Origin of the sequence: Novosphingobium sp., from assembly GCF_020852455.1 — a bacterium.
Lineage (GTDB): Bacteria > Pseudomonadota > Alphaproteobacteria > Sphingomonadales > Sphingomonadaceae > Novosphingobium.
Genome location: NZ_JADZAT010000010.1, coordinates 110,377 through 126,478, shown reverse-complemented (window position 1 = coordinate 126,478; position 16,102 = coordinate 110,377). Strand labels below are relative to the sequence as shown.

The 16,102-nt window shown below is 66.7% G+C and carries 16 protein-coding genes; 2 read left to right on the top strand and 14 right to left on the bottom strand.

Annotated features, from left to right (window positions below):
- Positions 1-34: 34 nt before the first annotated feature.
- The 14 genes from murG to IT549_RS04605 all read right to left on the bottom strand — a co-directional run bounded on the left by murG (position 35) and on the right by IT549_RS04605 (position 14,498).
- Complete coding sequence (murG, locus tag IT549_RS04670; RefSeq protein ID WP_292970309.1) at positions 35-1,210, bottom strand: undecaprenyldiphospho-muramoylpentapeptide beta-N-acetylglucosaminyltransferase; 1,176 nt, start codon at positions 1,208-1,210, stop codon at positions 35-37.
- The gene (locus IT549_RS04665; RefSeq protein ID WP_292971101.1) at positions 1,207-2,409 is read right to left on the bottom strand and encodes a putative peptidoglycan glycosyltransferase FtsW; all 1,203 of its coding nucleotides are present in this window, start codon (positions 2,407-2,409) and stop codon (positions 1,207-1,209) included. The genes murG and IT549_RS04665 overlap by 4 nt, the downstream gene beginning before the upstream one ends.
- A gap of 17 nt (positions 2,410-2,426) precedes the next feature.
- On the bottom strand, positions 2,427-3,773 hold the full coding sequence (gene murD / locus IT549_RS04660) for a UDP-N-acetylmuramoyl-L-alanine--D-glutamate ligase (protein ID WP_292970307.1): 1,347 nt from the start codon (positions 3,771-3,773) through the stop codon (positions 2,427-2,429).
- The gene (mraY, locus tag IT549_RS04655) at positions 3,770-4,840 is read right to left on the bottom strand and encodes a phospho-N-acetylmuramoyl-pentapeptide-transferase (RefSeq protein WP_292970305.1); all 1,071 of its coding nucleotides are present in this window, start codon (positions 4,838-4,840) and stop codon (positions 3,770-3,772) included. The genes murD and mraY overlap by 4 nt, the downstream gene beginning before the upstream one ends.
- A 9-nt stretch (positions 4,841-4,849) precedes the next feature.
- Positions 4,850-6,307, bottom strand: a complete 1,458-nt coding sequence (gene murF / locus IT549_RS04650; protein WP_292970303.1) for a UDP-N-acetylmuramoyl-tripeptide--D-alanyl-D-alanine ligase — start codon at positions 6,305-6,307, stop codon at positions 4,850-4,852.
- Positions 6,304-7,782 (bottom strand): UDP-N-acetylmuramoyl-L-alanyl-D-glutamate--2,6-diaminopimelate ligase, encoded by a 1,479-nt coding sequence (locus tag IT549_RS04645; protein WP_292970301.1) that lies wholly within the window; start codon positions 7,780-7,782, stop codon positions 6,304-6,306. Before IT549_RS04645 ends, murF begins: the two co-directional genes overlap by 4 nt.
- Entirely contained in the window at positions 7,779-9,506 is a 1,728-nt protein-coding gene (locus IT549_RS04640; RefSeq protein ID WP_292970300.1) for a penicillin-binding protein 2, read from the bottom strand. The genes IT549_RS04645 and IT549_RS04640 overlap by 4 nt, the downstream gene beginning before the upstream one ends.
- Positions 9,503-10,006 carry a hypothetical protein gene (locus tag IT549_RS04635; protein ID WP_292970299.1) on the bottom strand — a complete coding sequence of 168 codons (504 nt, stop codon included), beginning with the start codon at positions 10,004-10,006 and terminating at the stop codon, positions 9,503-9,505. Before IT549_RS04635 ends, IT549_RS04640 begins: the two co-directional genes overlap by 4 nt.
- Positions 10,003-10,956, bottom strand: a complete 954-nt coding sequence (rsmH, locus tag IT549_RS04630) for a 16S rRNA (cytosine(1402)-N(4))-methyltransferase RsmH (protein ID WP_292970297.1) — start codon at positions 10,954-10,956, stop codon at positions 10,003-10,005. Before rsmH ends, IT549_RS04635 begins: the two co-directional genes overlap by 4 nt.
- Positions 10,953-11,456: a division/cell wall cluster transcriptional repressor MraZ gene (locus IT549_RS04625; protein ID WP_292970295.1), complete on the bottom strand. Its 504-nt coding sequence runs from the start codon at positions 11,454-11,456 to the stop codon at positions 10,953-10,955. Before IT549_RS04625 ends, rsmH begins: the two co-directional genes overlap by 4 nt.
- Positions 11,457-11,808: 352 nt before the next feature.
- Complete coding sequence (locus IT549_RS04620) at positions 11,809-12,531, bottom strand: ABC transporter (RefSeq protein ID WP_292970293.1); 723 nt, start codon at positions 12,529-12,531, stop codon at positions 11,809-11,811.
- A 16-nt stretch (positions 12,532-12,547) separates the two neighbouring features.
- The gene (locus IT549_RS04615) at positions 12,548-12,883 is read right to left on the bottom strand and encodes a hypothetical protein (protein ID WP_292970291.1); all 336 of its coding nucleotides are present in this window, start codon (positions 12,881-12,883) and stop codon (positions 12,548-12,550) included.
- Between the two features lie 61 nt (positions 12,884-12,944).
- Complete coding sequence (locus tag IT549_RS04610) at positions 12,945-13,940, bottom strand: cysteine synthase A (RefSeq protein ID WP_292970289.1); 996 nt, start codon at positions 13,938-13,940, stop codon at positions 12,945-12,947.
- A 240-nt stretch (positions 13,941-14,180) separates the two neighbouring features.
- On the bottom strand, positions 14,181-14,498 hold the full coding sequence (locus IT549_RS04605) for a 2Fe-2S iron-sulfur cluster-binding protein (protein ID WP_292970287.1): 318 nt from the start codon (positions 14,496-14,498) through the stop codon (positions 14,181-14,183).
- Between the two features lie 96 nt (positions 14,499-14,594).
- On the opposite strand from IT549_RS04605, the gene IT549_RS04600 reads away from it, so the two are divergent.
- Positions 14,595-15,212 (top strand): DNA-3-methyladenine glycosylase 2 family protein, encoded by a 618-nt coding sequence (locus tag IT549_RS04600; protein ID WP_292970285.1) that lies wholly within the window; start codon positions 14,595-14,597, stop codon positions 15,210-15,212.
- 42 nt (positions 15,213-15,254) lie between these two features.
- The gene (locus IT549_RS04595; RefSeq protein WP_292970283.1) at positions 15,255-16,061 is read left to right on the top strand and encodes an SDR family oxidoreductase; all 807 of its coding nucleotides are present in this window, start codon (positions 15,255-15,257) and stop codon (positions 16,059-16,061) included.
- Positions 16,062-16,102: the final 41 nt, after the last annotated feature.

The following is a 16,102-nucleotide window of genomic DNA, read 5'->3' as shown; positions in this document are numbered from 1 at the left end:
ATCCGCTCATCCTGAGCCTGTCGAAGGACGCCCTTCATGCCGGCGCTCCCTGCTGCGCGGTCGCGGCTTCGGCCTCGGCCGCGTCGGCCACGCGGATCACATCCATCAGCGGCGCTCCGCCAAAGCCTTCGACCAAATCGGCCAGATCGGTAACGGCATTGGGATAACCGCAGTTCCACGCCGCATGTGCGGCGGTGGCCAGGGTTTCGGGGTTCATCGCGATCGCCTGGATCTGCTTGGCCAGTTCAACCGGGGTGAACCGGTCCTGCCGGATCATCCGTGCCCCGCCCAGCGCCGCAACCTCGCGGGTGTTGGCGGCTTGGTGATCGTCGGTAGCGATCGGCAGCGGCACCAGGATCGCCGGGCGGCCAACCGCAGTCAGTTCGGCCACGGTTGATGCCCCGGCGCGGCCGATGAACAGGTGCGAATCCGCCAGGCGGCTGGCCATATCCTCAAAATAGGTGCCCAGTTCGGCCGGGATTTCATGTCCGGCATAGCGCTGGCGCACCGCCTCGATATCCTCGGGCCGGCACTGCTGGGTTACCTGCAACCGGTTGCGCAGTGCAGGCGGCAGCATGGCCAGGCCATCGGGCACCACCTGGCTGAGCACCCCGGCGCCCTGGCTGCCGCCAGTTACCAGCACGCGCAGCAGGCCATCCTGGGTAAAGACCGGGAACGGCTGTTCGCGCAGCGCCAGCACTTCGGCGCGGACCGGATTGCCGACCAGGTGAGCCTTGTGGACATGCTTGGCGGCCAGCCGGTCCACCTCGCGATAGGAGGTGGCGATCGCATCGACCCGCCCGGCCAGGAACCGGTTGACCCGGCCCAGCACGGCGTTCTGTTCGTGGATCACGCTGGGTATGCCCGCGCTGGTCGCCGCCCACAGCGCCGGGAAGGCGGGATAGCCGCCAAAGCCGATCACCGCGCTGGGTTTGAAACTGTCGAACAGGCGCAGCGCCATCCGCTTGCCTTCCAGGATCGCGCCGATCCCCTTGGGCCAGTGCAGCGGGTTCTTGCCGATCCTCCCCGCAGGCAGCACGTGGCTGACCAGGAAATGCGGCTTGCCCGGCAGGCGGCTGCCGCGATCGTCGGTGATCAGCGCGACATGGTGTCCGCGCCGTTCCAGCTCGACCGCCAGCGCGAAGGCCGGGATCAAGTGACCGCCGGTGCCCCCGGCGGCCAGCACATAGTGGCGCGACGGGCCGCTCACTTGCCCAGCCCCAGCTGGCGCAGCGAAAAGCGCTCACGCTTGATGTAGGGATTGCGCCGGGTAATCGCCAGCAGCAGCCCCATGCCCAGACAGATCGCGATGGTCGATGAACCACCATAGGAAATCAGCGGCAGGGTCATGCCTTTCGAAGGGAAGAGTTGCAGATTGACCATGATATTGATGAATGCCTGCCCGCCCAGCTGCGCGGTCAGCCCGGTGGCGGCCAGGGTGGTGAACAGGTCTTCCTCGTCCAGCAGGCGCAGCAGCACACGCGCGACCAGCACCAGGAACAGCGCCACGATCAGCGCGCAGGCCAGCAGGCCGAATTCCTCGCCGATCACCGAGAAGATATAGTCGGTATGCGCTTCGGGCAGTCCCAGCTTGCGCGTGCCCAGCCACAGCCCGCTGCCGGTCCAGCCGCCCGACAGCAGGGTGCGCTGCGCCAGATCGACCTGGTCATAGGCGGTGCCGCCGCCCAGGAAGGCGTCGATCCGGTGGCGGGCATTGTCATAGAACATATAGGCCAGCACCACGCCGACCACGCCGAACCCGCCGGCCAGGCCGATCCGCTTCAGCGAAATCCCGCTCAACAAGACCATGACGAACCATACCCCGCCGAACAGGATGGTCGAGCCGAAATCGGGCTGCGCCATCAGCAGGATCGCGATCATCCCCATCAACCCGGTGCACAGTTCGATCACCGGAAGGTTGGGATCGCGCACCCGCCATGACAGGATCCAGGCCATCGAAATCGCGAAGGCCGGCTTGAGGAATTCCGAAGGCTGCAGCGAAAAGCCCAGATAGAGCCAGCGCTTGGCACCGTTGACCGCAAACCCGGCCACCGGCACCAGCATCAGCCCGACCAGCATGGCAAAGCCCAGCACGATCCCTGCGCGCCGGGCGTTCTCACGGCTCAGCATCGATGCGCCAAACATCGCGATCAGGCCCAGGAACTGCCAGCGCAGGTGGATGTAGAAGAAGTGCAGGTCATCCAGCTTGATCTTGGCGGTCGAAAGCCGGCGCGCGCTGGCCGGGCTGCCCGCCGCCACCGCGACAGTGCCCAGTGCCATCAGGATCAGCACCACGGCCAGCAGACCGCGATCAATTTCGCGCCACCAGATCGCCAGATCGCTGCGGCGATTGCGCTGATAACGCGGAGCCGCGCCTTCGAGGCCAAGCCGGCCGCCGCGCGGCACCATGGGGGGATAAGTTGCCATCAGCCGCGCGCCTCGCGGGCCGGGGCAGGTTCGGGCGTGCCCAGCGCCTGCACGATCTGGCGAAAGGCATCGCCGCGCGCCTCGTAATCGCGGAACTGGTCAAAGCTGGCGCAGGCCGGCGAAAGCAGCACCACGTCGCCGGGCCTGGCTGCGGCCATGGCCTGGCGGATTGCCTCGCACATCATCTCGCTGCGGGTCACCGGCATGTAGGGCGAAAGCAGCTCGGCAAAGCGCGGGCCGGCATCGCCGATGGTATAGGCAGCGGCGATGTTGCCGAAATGCGGCTTGCATTCGTCCAGGTCATCACCCTTGGGCAGCCCGCCCAGAATCCAGTGGACGCGCGGATCGGGATTGGGCGGGAAAGCCGCCAGCGCCGGCGCGGTCGAGGCCGGGTTGGTTGCCTTGCTGTCGTTGATGAACATCACCCCGTTCAGGTCGGCAACGCGTTCCATCCGGTGCGGCAGCCCGCGGAAACTGGCCAATGCCGGGCGCCACTGCATCGGGGTGAGCCCCAGTGCCTCGGCAATTGCCACCGCAACCGCGGCGTTCTGCAGATTATGCGGGCCCTGCAGGCTGGGCCAGTCGGGCTGAAGCTTGACCAGGTCCTTGCCATCGACCGAGCGGACCCGCCACTGTTCGCGCAGCTGTGCCTCGCGCGCGGCGATCGCCTGGGTCTTGGGATCGGACATGCCGAACACCGCAAACTGATCGGCCCGCTGCAGCGAGAACAGCCGCGCCTTCGAAGCGGCATAGCCGGAAAAACCGTCATAGCGATCAAGGTGATCGGGCGTGATGTTGAGCAGCGCCGCAACATCGCATTCCAGGCTGTGGGTGAGGTCGATCTGGTAGCTCGACAGCTCGAGCACATAGACCCCGCCGGCCGACAGCGGGCTTTGCGACAGCACCGGCAAGCCGATGTTGCCGCCCATCCGCACCGGCAGGGCAGCGCTTTGCAGGATGTGGTGGACCAGCGCGGTGGTGGTGCTCTTGCCATTGGTGCCGGTAATCCCGACCACCCGGTGCGCGGGCAGTTCGGGCCGGGCCAGCGCGAACAGTTCGATATCGCCGATCACCGGCACGCCAAAGCTGGCGGCATGGGCAGCGATCGGATGCTGGTTGAGCGGGACCCCGGGCGAGACGACCACGCCGGCAAAGCCGGTCAGGTCGATCCCGACCGGATCGGCCAGATCGCAGCGCCCTTCCAGCGCCCGGCGCGGTTCCTCGCGGCTGTCCCACGCGGTCACCAGGGCTCCGCCCGCCAGCAGGCTTTCAACAGCCGACATCCCCGAGCGGGCAAGCCCGAGGACGGCATAGCGCTGGCCGGCAAAGGCGGGGGTGGTGATCATCTGAGCTTGAGCGTCGACAGGCCGATCATGGCCAGCACGATCGAGACGATCCAGAACCGGATCACAACAGTCGATTCCTTCCAGCCCAGCTGTTCGAAATGATGGTGGATCGGGGCCATCTTGAACACCCGCTTGCCGGTGCGCTTGTAAACCGCGACCTGGATGATCACTGAAAGCGCCTCGGCCACGAACAGCCCGCCAACCACGCCCAGCACGATTTCGTGGTGCGCGGCAACGGCAATCGCCCCCAAAGCTCCGCCCAGCGCAAGACTGCCGGTATCGCCCATGAACACCGCTGCCGGCGGCGCATTGAACCACAGGAAGGCCAGGCAGGCGCCCATGATCCCGGCGCAAAGGATCGCCAGTTCGCCCGCGCGCGGCACGTGCGGGATGCCCAGGTAGGCCGAAAAGTCGGCCCGGCCGGCGAGATAAGCGATAATCGCAAAGGTTCCGGCGGCGATCACCACTGGCATGGTCGCGAGCCCATCCAGCCCGTCGGTCAGGTTCACGGCGTTGCCCGCGCCGACGATCACAAAGGCCGCGAAGGCATAATAGAGCGGCCCCAGCGGCACATAATGGTTCGACAGGAACGGCACATAAAGGTTGGTATCGACCGTCTGGGCCATCAGCCAGACGGCAATCCCGGCCACCAGAAATTCGGCCGCCAGGCGGACCCGCCCCGGCACCCCGGCGGTGGTGCGTTTCTTGACCTTGTCGTAATCGTCCAGAAAGCCGATCGCACCGAAGCCCAGCGTTACCATGATGCAGGCCCAGACCAGCGGGCTGGTCAGGTCCATCCACAGCAGCATCGAAATGACCAGCGATACCAGGATCATCAGCCCGCCCATGGTCGGCGTGCCACGCTTGGCCAGGTGGCTCTGCGGTCCGTCCTCGCGGATCGGCTGGCCCTTGCCCTGGCGGATCCGCAGCATGGCGATGAACCGCGGGCCGATGATCAGGCCGATCACCAGCGCGGTCATCAGCGCGGCACCGGCGCGGAAGGTCTGGTAACGGATAAGGTTCGCCAGCCCTTCGAACTGGAAATAATGCGCGATCAGGTAGAGCATCGCCCTGCCTTATTCCTTCCCGTCTGCGAGCGCGGCGACAACGGCGCCCAGCCCGACCGAATTCGACCCCTTGACCAGGATCGCGTCACCGCTTTCCAGGCCAAGCTGCTTGAGCGCGGCAAGCGCTTCCCCAGCACTTCCGCAATGGGCGAAGGTCATGCCCTTGCCAAGCGCGGTTTGGGCGGCTTTCCCCAATTCGTCGGCCAGCGCGCGCATCTCGTCGCCCACCAGGATCGCGTGGTCGACATGGGCTGCGATCAGCGGATCGGACAGCCCGGCGTGGAAGGCCGGACCATGTTCGCCCAGTTCCTTCATCGCGCCCAGCACGGCGATGCGCCGCGTGGCGGGCGTAACCCCCAATTGCGCCAGCGTGGCGCGCATCGAAGCGGGGTTGGCGTTGTAGCTTTCGTCGATCACCAGCGCCTTGCCGTCACCAGCCGCGATCTCAAACCGCGCGCCGCGCCCCTTCAGGCCCTGCATTTCGGCCAGGGCGAGCCCGGCCGCACCCAGATCGCCGCCTGCCGCACGGACTGCCGCCATCACTGCCAGCGAATTGGCGATCCAGTGCTCGCCGGGTTCGGCCACGGTGTAGCAGACCCGCCGGTCGCCAAGATCGGCCGTGACCAGCGAGCCTCCACCGGGCGCGGCCACGGTATCGAGCAGCCGGACATCGGCTGTTGCCGCCTTGCCGAACGAGACCACCCTGGCCCCGCAGGCCAGCGCTGCCGCCTTCAATTGATCGTGCTGCGGACTGTCGGCCGGGATCACTGCGGTGCCGCCGTTCTGCAGGCCGGCGAAGATCTCCGCCTTGGCGTCCGCGATGGCTTCAAGCGAGCCCAGCATCTCGATGTGGGCCGGAGCAATCGTAGTGATTACAGCGACATGCGGACGCACCTGGGCAGTCAGCGCGGCGATTTCACCGGCATGGTTCATGCCCATTTCGAACACGCCGAACTTGCTGCGCGCGGGCATCCGCGCCAGGCTGAGCGGCACCCCGACATGGTTGTTGTAGCTCTTGACCGAGCGGTGCGCCTGGCCCCGGCTCGAGCGGTCGAGCGCGGCGAAGATCGCTTCCTTGACCCCGGTCTTGCCGACCGAACCGGTCACCCCGATCACCCGCGCCGAACTGCGCTCCCGCGCTGCCGCGGCGAGAAGTTCAAGTGCCCTTGAGGTGTCATCCACCAGCACATGCGGGCCACTCACCGGGCGGTCCACCACCACCGCGGCGGCACCCTTGGCAAAGGCCATCTCGACAAAGCGGTGACCGTCCATGCTTTCGCCCTTGAGCGCGAAGAACAGGTCGCCGGGCAGCACGTCGCGACTGTCGATCTCGACCCCCGAGACCTGAAATTCGCCGACCGCGACACCCTTCATCGCCCGGGCCAGTTCGACCGCGTGCCACAGCGCCAGGCCAAGCTGATCCTCCGGCTCGCTGGGCCAGGGCATGATCCGGGCCGGGGCGTTCATGGGGCGTCCCGTCCGGGTGGGGCCGCGCATTCCCTCGCCACGGTAACGTCGTCGAACGGCAAGACCCTGCATTGTTCCCCTGCTCCCACTATCTGGCCCTGTTCGTGGCCTTTTCCGGCAATCAGCACGATGTCGTCGCGGCCCGCTTCGGCCAAGGCCTGAGCAATCGCCGCGCGGCGATCGCCCTGTTCGCGCAGCACGCCCGGGCCACCGGCCAGAACCATTGCGCGGATCGCGGCGGGATCCTCGCCGCGCGGATTGTCGTCGGTGACCAGGCCAAGGTCGGCCTGCTGCGCCACCACCCGGCCCATCGGTTCGCGCTTGCCCGGATCGCGATCGCCGCCCGCGCCGAACACCACGATCAGGCGGCCCGAACAGTGCGGGCGCAGCGCCGCAATCGCGGCTTCAAGCGCATCGGGCGTGTGCGCGTAATCGACATAGATCGGCGCCCCGGCCCGGCTGATCGCCGCGCGTTCCAGCCGCCCGCTGACCGGCTGCAGCCGCCCCAGCGCATCGAACACCTGTGCCGGATCGCCGCCGGTGGCCAGCACCAGCCCGGCCGAAACCAGCGCATTGGCCGCCTGATAGGCGCCAATCAGCGGCAGCTGGATCTTGCGCGGCACGCCGGCGTATTCAATCTCCAGCAACTGGCCCAGCTGGCCGGGCGTGCGGGCCAGCAGGCGGATACCGCTTTCATCGGCCCCCTCGCCCACGCCCAGCACGCGCAAACCGCGCCTTGTCGCATGCTGCGCGGCCCGATCGGACCACGCATCGTCCATCCAGATCACCGCGCTGCCAGCGGGATCGACCACTTCGTCGAACAGCCGCATCTTGGCCGCGAAATAGTCTTCCATGTCGGCGTGGTAATCAAGGTGATCGCGGCTGAGGTTGGTAAAGGCCCCGGCCAGGACCCGCAGCCCTTCGTTGCGATACTGCGAAAGCCCGTGGCTGGAAGCTTCATAGGCGACATGCGAAACGCCTTCGCGCGCCAGCCCGCTCATGTTCGCAAGGAAAGTGACCACATCAGGCGTGGTCAGCCCGGTCGAGATGCTTTCATCGGCGGTGGTCACCCCCAGCGTGCCGATCGAGGCCGCACGGTGCCCGCCCATCCGCCAGATTTGGCGGGTCATCTCGACGGTTGAGGTTTTGCCATTGGTGCCGGTAACCGCGACGATCGTTTCGGGAACCGGGGCATAGAACCCCGCAGCCAGCCGGGCAAAGGTGCGGCGCGGGTTGGGATCGGCGATATGCACCGCGCCTTCGACGCGCGCCTCGGGCCGGGCGACCACGGCGATGGCGCCAGCAGCAATCGCCGCCGGGATAAAGTCCTCGCCATTGACCTTGGCGCCCTGGAATGCGCCAAACACCGTGCCAGGAGCCACCTTGCGGTTGTCGATCGCAAAGCCGGTAACCTGCCGGTCTTCGCCAGCCGGCAGCGCGATTGCTGCTTGCGCTGCCAGCGCGCCCAACTTCATTCGCCATCCCCGCTGGCGATCAGCGGTGCCAGATCGGTAATGTCCACATCGCGGGTCGCATCGGGCATGATCCCCAGCACCGGCCCGATCCGCGGCACCAGCCGGCCAACCACCGGGGCGGCGTTCCAGGCGGCCGTGCGCTGGCCCGAGCTGGCGGCGGTCGCCTTGGGCTCGTCAAGCATGGCGATCACCACATAGCGCGGATGATCCATCGGAAAGGCAGCGGCAAAGGTCGAAACGATATTGGTCTTCTGATAGCCGCCGCTGCCGGGCTTTTCGGCCGAGCCGGTCTTGCCGCCCACCCGGTAACCCACCGCATTGGCCTTGCGCCCGGTGCCCAGGTCAACAATCAGGCGCAGCAGCTGGCGCATGCGGGCGCTGGTCGAGGCCTTGAACACGCGGCGCCCCGGAACATCGGTGCCGGGTTCGATCCGGACCAGCGTGGCCGGACGCCAGATCCCGCCATTGACCATCGCGGCATAGGCCTGCGCCAGGTGCAGCGGGGTCATTGCAAAGCCGTGGCCATAGGACGCGGTCATGGTGGTGATCCGCGACCAGTTGCCCTTGGGCCAGATCGGGAACCCGCGCGCGGGCAGTTCGATAGAGGGCCGTTCCGACATGCCCAGCGCGCGCATGGTCGCACTCAGCCGCTCACCGCCCAGCTGGTCGGCCACCTGCGCGGTGACGATGTTCGAGGAATGGATCAGCGCTTCGGGGATGTTGAGCGAACCGCCAAAGCTGTGGCTGTCGTGGATTTCGAACCCGCCGATCGCAATCGGGCGGTTCGATTGATAGCGGCGCGACAAGTCGGTGACGGTCCCGGCATCGATCGCCGAAGCGACCGTGATCGGCTTGATCACGCTGCCCAGTTCATAGACCTGGTTGGTGACCCGGTTGAAGATGTTGGCTTCGCCCGCACGGTCGATCAGGTTGGGGTTGAACGAGGGCAGCGAGGCCAGCGCGATTACTTCGCCGGTATCGACATCCAGCACCACCCCGGCCGCGCCCTTGGCCTGGGTATCGATCATCGCCCGCGACAATTCGTCTTCCAGCGCGCCCTGCGCACGGGCATCGATCGAAAGCATCGCCGGGGTGCCGCGGGTACCGGGATCGAGCAGGCGCTTGTCGAACACCTGTTCCATGCCGATGTGGCCGTGGCCATCGGCGCCGACAAAACCCAGCACGTGGGCCGCCATCGATCCTTGCGGATAGAACCGTTCGGTTTCGCGCGGGAATTCCAGCGCGGGCTCACCCAGCGCGTGGATCCGGTTGGCATCTTCGGGCAGGATTCTGCGGCGCAGATAGCCCGGCTTGCCATCGGCCAGCCGCTTGGTCAGTTCATCGACGTTGAGATCGGGGAAAACCTGCACCAGCGCCTGCGCCACTTCGCGCGGCGAACGCACCAGCGGCGGGCCGCCCTCGCCCAGCGCAGCGGGGTTGAACCACAGCGAATAGGCCGGAAAGGCGCGGGCCAGCGGCACGCCGTTGCGATCGACGATATCGCCGCGTTCGGGCAGCAGCGCGGTAACGATATCCTCGTTGGTAGGCGATCCTTCAAACAGCCCCAGAAAGGCGATCCGCACCAAGGCAACGAAGGCGACGAAGGCAAAGCCCAGCACCACCCACAGCACCCGCCACTTGGCCATCCGCAGGCTGCGCGTGCGCACGTTGACCAGATCGCGCCGGCCCGAAGTGACTGCGGTGGAAACCGACAGGCTGCTCATTGCTGGCGCGCCTCCCGCTGTTCGACGTGGCTCAGCCGGTCACCCAGGGTGGCCGCCGTGGTCGGCTTGCGCGCGCCGTCCCTGGGCGCTTCGGCGGCCATGGCCTTGCCGGTCAGCGGTGAAACCATCGCCGGGATCGTGCCGTCCTCGCCCGGCTGGGCGGCGCTGGCGACACGGATCGGATCGGGGGCATCGGCGGCGCGCGCCTTGCCCAGCCCGGCCAGTTGCCGTTCACCTTCCAGATATTGCCCGGCGGTTGGCGCCTGATAGCCGAATTCGACATCGTTCAGGCTCTTCAGCTGCTGCTGGTTGGCGCGGGCCTCGAATTCGGTTTCGAGGAACAGCTTCTGCTGCTTGACCGCCACGATCTGGCGCTCGGTCAGGCGGACCTGGCTCTTCACCGCGTTGACCTTGAAGGTCAGGATCACGGTGAAGGTAAAGCAGGTGGCCAGCACGGCGGCCCAGCCAACCTGGCGCAGGCGATCGCGGGTCAGGTTCATGCCGCCCTCCTTTCCCGGAAGGGAGCGGGGCTGCGTACGGCAGCGCGCAGGGTGGCGCTGCGGGCGCGGGGATTGCGGGCCAGCTCGGCGTCGGAGGGGCGCAGCGCCTTGGCGACGTGGTCAAAGGTCGGCGCAGCGGCGGGCCGCGCCTGCGGCATGTGGCGCGAGGCATTGGCCACGGCGCCGCTGGCATCGCGCAGGAACTGCTTGACGATCCGGTCTTCCAGACTGTGGAAGCTGACCACCGCCAGCCGCCCGCCGGGACGCAGCAACCGCTCGGCCGCAGCCAGACCGGCGTTGAGCTCGTCCAGCTCGGCATTCACGTGGATGCGGATCGCCTGAAAGCTGCGGGTCGCGGGATCCTTGGGCGCACCGGGCCGATAGCCCAGCGCTTTCCTGACCACCTGGGCCAGCTGGCCGGTGGTTTCCAGCGGACGCGCCGCCACGATCGCGCGGGCCACCCGGCGTGACTGGCGCTCCTCACCGTACTGGTACAGCACGTCGGCGATCGTGCTTTCGGGGGCGGTGTTGAGGAATTCGGCCGCGCTTTCGCCCTGCTGGGCCATACGCATGTCGAGCGGGCCATCGAGCGAGAAGGCAAAGCCGCGCTGCGCCTGATCCAGCTGCATCGAGGATACGCCGATATCCATCACCACGCCATCGACGTGCGCCAGCCCGGCTTCACCCAGCGCATCGACCATTTCGGAAAACTGCCGCGGATGCAGCACCAGCCGGGGCGGGTCTTCGCGGGTTTCGGGCCATTCCTGTCCGGCGCGGATCGCATCGGGATCGCGATCGAAGGCGTGGACGCTGGCACCGGCATCAAGCAGGCGGCGGGTATAGCCGCCGGCGCCAAAGGTGGCATCGACGATGACCGCGCCGGGTTCGGGCGCCAGTGCGGCGATCACTTCATCCAGCAGGACCGGGATGTGCGGCGCGGGCGGGCTCATTTGCGGCCCTTTCCGCTGAGCGCCTGGGCCTGGAGATCGGCGCAGGCCTCGATCGCGTCTTCCCAGCCCGCGCCCATCTTGGCGAGCTCGGCCGGGTTCCAGATCGTGAACATCTTGCCGCCGCCCTGGAAGAAGGCAGCCTCTTCCAGTCCGCCCAGCTTGAAATAGCGTTCGGGCAGGATGAAGCGGCCGCTATCGTCGAAGGGTACCTTGGCGAAGCCATAGAGCTGGCGGGAACGGTCATCGCGGTCAAAATCGTTGCCGCGTTCCAGCGCGATTTCCTCTTCGCGGTCCAGCTGGGCTTCGAATTCATCGACCCGGCCCAGACCGAAGCCGGTCAGGCACTTCCAGCGCGGATGCTTGCCCAGGCACAGGATGCGTTCACCGCGACCGGAATCGCGAACCGCCTTGCGGAAGTCTGGAGGCAGCACAAAGCGGCCCTTCTCGCCTAGCAGCGAGAAGCCCTGACCGCTGTATGTGACCGGCTTGCCCGCCTCCACAGTAACGTCCCGCCCTCTTGCCGGGCTTGCGCCCGGACCCCGAAAAATCCTCCCCACCGCCGCACGCGCGCCCTCGCGTCCGGACCACCCTTCCCAGGGTGCGGTGGTGAAATTGCTTGTCGATGAAACAGCTCATTATCCCCGCTCAGACGGGGATGGAAGGGAAAATTGCGGGATTTCACGGGATAAGTCTGTAAACAATTGATTAATAATGTTTTGATTCGAGTTCATAAAAACCTTGAAGTAGCGAGTTCCTGATTTGTTCACACGCAAAATCAACGGTTTACGGTGCGACTCTGCCATGTGTGGTGAAACTTCCCGCGATTTCCCGCGTCGGAGTCGCGCGCCCGGATCAGCGCGCCGCGAAGGCGGCGTCGAGCAGGGCCGAAAAGGCGGTCGGGCGGCTGCCCGAAGGATCCTGGCGTTCCAGCACGGCGGCATCGGCCAGCGCGACCACCCGCCCCTTGCCCACCGCGCAGGTCACCGCCAGGCCATCGGCCCACAGCCGGCAACTGGCCTGCCCGCGCGTGGCGAAACGTCCGGGCAGGTTGACCGGGGTATCCACGCCCAGCACCTCGCGGCTTTGCTCGCCAGCCGGCTGGGCATCGTCAAATAGCAGATCGAGCCCCCAGCGGCCCAGGATCGGGGAGAGCAGCGCCACCGCCTGCGGACGGCGCGGGTCGCCCAGCTGAAAGGCGCTGTCCTGGGTCAGCGCGGGATCGGCCAGCAGCAGCACCTGCCCGCCGCCGCGCACCCAATTGTCAAGCGCGACATTCTCTGCCGGAGCCAGCGGGCGCGGCTGAGCGATCACCAGCCGCCGGACCTGATCGAGCGGCGCCGTGCCGCCTGGCCCGGCCAGCGTATCAAGCGCCACGATCGGCCCGCGCCGCTCCAGCACGCCGCGCGCCCAGTGCGGCGCCGCATCGGGGCGCAGCTCTGCGCCCAGTTCGGCGCTGTCCTGCCACAGGATCGGCAGCGAGGTGAACAGCCCGACCGGCTCAGTCCCCGGCTGGCCGCGCCCCAGCCCCAGCCAGCCAATCGCGACCAGCGCCAGCCCCAGCGCGATCAGCGTCAACCAGGTTTTGCGGCGATTAATTTTGCGGAGCCGGAGCGGCCGGCTTGGGAGAAGTTACGGCTTCGGGCACGTTCGAGGGGACCACGCCGATATCGGCCAGCGGATCGCTGTTGGCATTGGCGGCCGGCGATGGCGCGGCGCTGGCGACCGACTTGCTCGCCACTTCGCTCTGCCGGGCGCGATCGTTGATGATGTTGGCCAGGCCCACAACCAGCACGATCGCAGCGATCCCGAACAGACCGGCCTGGAGGCGCTGCACGGCCTGGGCACGCATTTCGCGCGCGCTGGGCGGCACATAGTGCTGCGGCGCGGCAAGCGGTTCCAGGACCCGACGTGGCGGTTGTGTTGCCATCTGGAGGTGGTTCTAGCGGTGTTACGGCTTCATTACAACACCGGGCCGCAGCCCGCAGGCTTCACGCCAGCCAGGGAAAGACCGGCAGCCCCTTCGCGCGCAGCCATTCCGGATTGTAGAGCGTTGAGAGATAACGGAAGCCGGTGTCGCACAGGATCGTTGCCACCCGCGCGCTGCTGCCCAGCTGCTTGCCCAGCATGACCGCGCCGGCCACGTTGATCCCCGAGGACAGCCCCAGGCACAGCCCCTCTTCCTTGAGCAGCCGCGCAACCCATTCCAGTCCTTCCTCGTCGGAGACCCGGAACTGGGTGTCGATCGGTGCGCCATCGAGGTTGGCGGTGATCCGCCCCTGCCCGATCCCTTCGGCGACCGAGCTGCCTTCGGCCTTGAGCTCGCCATTGGCGTAGTAGTTGTAGAGCGCGGCGCCGTGCGGATCGGTCAGCGCGATCGTGATCTTCTCGTCAAAGGCCTTCAGCCCCAGCCCAACCCCGGCAATCGTCCCGCCGGTTCCCGCCGCGCAGGTGAAACCGTCGATCCGCCCGCCCATCTGTTCCCAGATTTCAGGCGCTGTGCTTTCGATATGGGCCTTGCGATTGGCGACATTGTCAAACTGGTTGGCCCAGACCGCGCCTTCGGTCTCTTCGGCCAGCCGGCGCGAGGTGTGGACGAAGTGCCCGGGGTTCGAAAACGGTGCGGCGGGCACCAGCACCAGCTCGGCCCCCAGCGCGCGCAGCGTGTCCATCTTCTCGCGGCTCTGGGTTTCGGGCATGACGATCACCGTCTTGTAGCCCAGCGCATTGGCGACCAGCGCGAGGCCAATCCCGGTGTTCCCGGCGGTTCCTTCGACGATCGTTCCGCCCGACTTCAGCAGCCCCCGGGCTTCGGCATCGCGCACGATCCACAGCGCCGCGCGGTCTTTCACCGAGGCGCCGGGGTTGGCGAATTCGCACTTGCCCCAGATCTCGCAGCCCGCCGCATCGCTTGGCCCTTCAAGCAGGACGAGCGGGGTGTTGCCGATCAGGTCGAGGCTGGACTTGCAAACAAGCGGACTGGTCATGACGGCGAAATTAGGTGCCGCCCGGCCCAAGCGCAACGCAATTGCGCTTTAGCCCCGCAAAGTGGGGTTTGCGACGTAAAGGCCCTCTCCATTTTTGCCGAATGGCACAAATGGGGAGGTGGCATTTGCGCCAGCAAATGGCCGAGGGGCCTCTGCCCTTGCGCCATTTCCCCTCCGTCACCGCTTCGCGGTGCCACCTCCCCATTTGCGCTCCGCGAAAATGGAGAGGGTCAAAGGATCTCAGTCTTCAGGCGCGATCGTCACCTTGAGGCCGCTGACCGCGTCGCTCAGATGAATCTGGCACGATAGACGCGACATGTCGGTGCGATGGTCGGTCGAATCGAGCAGGTCGTTCTCGTCCTCGCTCAGCGGCTCGACCTTGTCAGCGAAGGCCGGATCGACATAGACGTGGCAGGTGGCGCAGCTGCAGCAGCCGCCGCACAGCGCCAGCAGCTCGTCAAAGCCCGCGTCGCGGATCGCTTCCATCACCGAAACGCCGTTTCCGGCTTCGACTTCCTTTTCCTCACCGGCACGGTTGACCACGACGAGCTTGGGCATTCTTGCGTCCTTTGCTTTTGCGCCTGTTCGCGCATCTGCCGGGCTGCTAATCGCTTGGCCAAATTTTGGCAAGCGCGAGCGGATGGGATTGGCCGAATGGGTTTGAGCGAGGGACAGCTGAAGGCCGGACTGGATGCGGTGGCCGAAATCGAGCCCGGCTTTGCCAGTGCGCTCAAGATTGCGGGCTATCCCGAACCGCGGATCCGCCCACGCGGCTATGGCACCTTGATGCGCACCATCGTCGGCCAGCAGGTCAGCGTCGCGGCGGCGGCATCGATGTGGCGCAAGTTCGAGGAATACGCCGGGCCTGACCTCGCTCCCGAACGCGTGCTCGAAGCCGATTTCGACACCCTGCGCGCCTGCGGCCTGTCACGCCAGAAGCAGGGCTACATGCGGTCCTTGTGCGAACTGGTGGTCACCGGCGCGCTCGATTTCGACGCGCTGCCCCAGGACGACGAGGAAGCGATCGCCCAGCTTACCCAGATCAAGGGCATCGGCCGCTGGTCGGCCGAGATCTACCTGCTGTTCGCCGAAGGGCGGCCGGATATCTGGCCAGCGGGAGACCTGGCGGTGCAGGCCGGCCTGCACAAGCTGCTCGGTCTCGACGCCCGGCCCTCCGAAAAGGCCACCCGCGCCATGGCCGAAAAATGGCGTCCCCACCGCGGCGCTACGGCGATTTTCACCTGGCATTGCTATAACAACCCGGCGCTGTAGGTATTGCTGACAAGAATGTCAGTTGATTCGGGAGAAGCCTTTATGGCGCGCAAATGCATCTTCATCACCGGCGGCGCTTCGGGCATTGGCCGGGCGGTCGCGCAGAAGTTTGGCGCGCAGGGCTGGTTCGTGGGGATCGCCGATATCAACGAGGCCGGGATGCGCGAAACCGCCGCACTTCTGCCGGCCGGGGCCAGCTCCACCCACAAACTCGATGTGCGAGACCGTGAGGCCTGGGATGCGGCGCTGGAAGCCTGCGCCAAGGCCAGCGGCGGGACAATCGACGTGGTGTTCAACAACGCCGGGATCCCGCTGGGCGGCAACCTGATCGAGAACAACAGTGCCGAGATCGAGCGCTGCCTGGATATCAACCTGAAAGGCGTGCTGTTCGGCGCGCAGGCGGCCTACCCTTACCTCAAGGCCAGCGCGCCGGGTTCGTGCCTGCTCAACACCGCCAGCGCGGCGGGGATCTATGGCACGCCGGGCGCATCGGTCTATTCGGCGACCAAGTTCGGCGTGCGCGCGCTGACCGAATGCCTCGATGCCGAATGGGCGCCCGACGCGATCAAGGTCTGCGACCTGATGCCGGGCTTCATCGACACGCCGCTGATCGACATGAACCCCAACCAGCAGAGCAACGAGGATATCCGCGGCCGGGTGCTGGAAGCGGGGCTGGAAATCACTCCGGTCAGCGAAGTGGCCGAGGCCGCGTGGAAAGCAGTCCACGGCAATGACCTGCACAACCGCGTCGGCAAGACCGCCCACCGCATCGCCTTCGCCGCGCGCTGGATGCCGGGCCGGCTGCGCAAGATGACGCGGACCCAGCTCAAGCCGCTGGGCGGGCACTAAGGCCCTTCAAGATCCTCTCCAAATTCGCCGAATGGCGCATT

Coding starts and splice junctions, on each gene's coding strand:
- rsmH (WP_292970297.1), bottom strand. CDS start 10,956: ATGAGCCCGCCCGCGCCGCACATCCCGGTCCTGCTGGATGAAGTGATC.
- IT549_RS04640 (WP_292970300.1), bottom strand. CDS start 9,506: ATGAGCAGCCTGTCGGTTTCCACCGCAGTCACTTCGGGCCGGCGCGAT.
- murF (WP_292970303.1), bottom strand. CDS start 6,307: ATGAACGCCCCGGCCCGGATCATGCCCTGGCCCAGCGAGCCGGAGGAT.
- murD (WP_292970307.1), bottom strand. CDS start 3,773: ATGATCACCACCCCCGCCTTTGCCGGCCAGCGCTATGCCGTCCTCGGG.
- IT549_RS04600 (WP_292970285.1), top strand. CDS start 14,595: ATGGGTTTGAGCGAGGGACAGCTGAAGGCCGGACTGGATGCGGTGGCC.
- IT549_RS04615 (WP_292970291.1), bottom strand. CDS start 12,883: ATGGCAACACAACCGCCACGTCGGGTCCTGGAACCGCTTGCCGCGCCG.
- mraY (WP_292970305.1), bottom strand. CDS start 4,840: ATGCTCTACCTGATCGCGCATTATTTCCAGTTCGAAGGGCTGGCGAAC.
- IT549_RS04610 (WP_292970289.1), bottom strand. CDS start 13,940: ATGACCAGTCCGCTTGTTTGCAAGTCCAGCCTCGACCTGATCGGCAAC.
- IT549_RS04595 (WP_292970283.1), top strand. CDS start 15,255: ATGGCGCGCAAATGCATCTTCATCACCGGCGGCGCTTCGGGCATTGGC.
- IT549_RS04605 (WP_292970287.1), bottom strand. CDS start 14,498: ATGCCCAAGCTCGTCGTGGTCAACCGTGCCGGTGAGGAAAAGGAAGTC.
- IT549_RS04645 (WP_292970301.1), bottom strand. CDS start 7,782: ATGAAGTTGGGCGCGCTGGCAGCGCAAGCAGCAATCGCGCTGCCGGCT.
- IT549_RS04635 (WP_292970299.1), bottom strand. CDS start 10,006: ATGAACCTGACCCGCGATCGCCTGCGCCAGGTTGGCTGGGCCGCCGTG.
- IT549_RS04665 (WP_292971101.1), bottom strand. CDS start 2,409: ATGGTGCCGCGCGGCGGCCGGCTTGGCCTCGAAGGCGCGGCTCCGCGT.